This is a genomic window from Streptomyces sp. NPDC051051 (genome assembly GCF_040682975.1).
GTDB lineage: Bacteria > Actinomycetota > Actinomycetes > Streptomycetales > Streptomycetaceae > Streptomyces.
In genome coordinates this window covers 1-1,671 of the sequence record NZ_JBFBCB010000139.1, presented here as the reverse complement: position 1 = coordinate 1,671, position 1,671 = coordinate 1, and the positions used below count along the sequence as shown (strand labels likewise).

Sequence of the window (1,671 nt, the reverse complement as noted above, 5' to 3'; positions counted from 1 at the left end):
CCCGAACTGAAAGCCGCCCCTCCCCTGCCCGAAGGAGGGCTGCGAGTCATCGCCCTGGGCGGTCTGGGTGAGATCGGCCGCAACATGACCGTCTTCGAGCACGCCGGCAAACTGCTCATCGTCGACTGCGGCGTGCTGTTCCCCGAGGAGACCCAGCCCGGCGTGGACGTGATCCTGCCGGACTTCACCTCGATCCGGGACCGGCTGGACGACATCGTGGCCGTCGTCCTCACCCACGGCCACGAGGACCACATCGGCGGCGTGCCGTACCTGCTGCGCGAGCGGCGCGACATCCCCGTCGTGGGCTCGAAGCTGACGCTGGCGTTCCTGGAGGCCAAGCTCAAGGAGCACGGCATCCGGCCGCGCACGGTGCGGGTGCGGGAGGGCGACCGGCGCCGCTTCGGCCCCTTCGACTGCGAGTTCGTGGCGGTCAACCACTCCATCCCGGACAGCCTCGCGGTCGCGATCCGCACCGGCGCCGGGATGGTGCTGCACACCGGCGACTTCAAGATGGACCAGTTCCCCCTCGACGACCGCATCACCGACCTGCGCGCCTTCGCCCGCCTGGGCGAGGAGGGCGTGGACCTGTTCCTCACCGACTCCACCAACGCCGAGGTGCCCGGCTTCACCACCTCCGAGCGGGAGCTGAACCCGGCGATCGAGCAGGTGATGCGCACCGCGCCGCGCCGGGTGATCGTCTCCAGTTTCGCCAGCCATGTGCACCGCATCCAGCAGGTCCTGGACGCCGCCCACCAGCACGGCCGCAAGGTCGCCTTCGTGGGCCGGTCGATGGTCCGCAACATGGGCATCGCCCGCGACCTGGGCTATCTGAAGGTCCCCTCCGGTCTGGTCGTGAGCACCAAGGAGCTGGAGAAGCTCCCCGACCACAAGATCACCCTGGTGTGCACCGGGTCCCAGGGCGAGCCGATGGCGGCGCTGTCGCGGATGGCCAACCGCGACCATGTGATCCGCATCGGCCAGGGCGACACCGTCCTGCTCGCCAGTTCCCTCATCCCCGGCAACGAGAACGCCATCTACCGGGTGATCAACGGACTGACCCGGTGGGGCGCCCACGTGGTCCACAAGGGCAACGCCAAGGTGCACGTCTCCGGACACGCCAGCGCCGGCGAGCTCGTGTACTGCTACAACATCGTCAAGCCCCGCAACGTCATGCCCGTGCACGGCGAGTGGCGCCATCTGCGGGCCAACGCCGACCTCGCCATCCGTACCGGCGTCGACCCCGACCGCGTCGTCATCGCCGAGGACGGCGTCGTCGTCGACCTCGTCGACGGACGCGCGTCCATCACCGGCAAGGTGCCCGCCGGCAACGTCTACGTCGACGGCATGGAGGTCGGCGGCGCCACCGAGGCGTCCCTGAAGGACCGCCTCACCCTCGCGGAGGAAGGCGTGGTCACCGTGGTGGCCATCGTCGACGCCGACACCGGCGCCCTCGCCGAGACCCCCGACTTCCTGGCCCGCGGCTTCGTCCACGACGACACCACCTTCGACCCGGTCGTCCCCGTCATCGAGAAGACCCTGGCCACCGCCGCCCAGGAAGGCGTCGGCGACGCACACCAACTCGAACAACTCATCGCCCGCGCCGTGGCCAACTGGGCCTTCCGCACCCACCGCCGCAAACCCCTCATCATCCCCGTCATCATCGACGCCTGA

General features: G+C 69.6%; 1 protein-coding gene. It reads left to right on the top strand.

Features of this window, described 5'->3' with window-relative positions; translation table 11 throughout:
- On the top strand, nt 1-1,671 hold a 1,671-nt coding region (locus tag AB0N31_RS36455; protein ID WP_366062833.1), incomplete at its 5' end, for a ribonuclease J.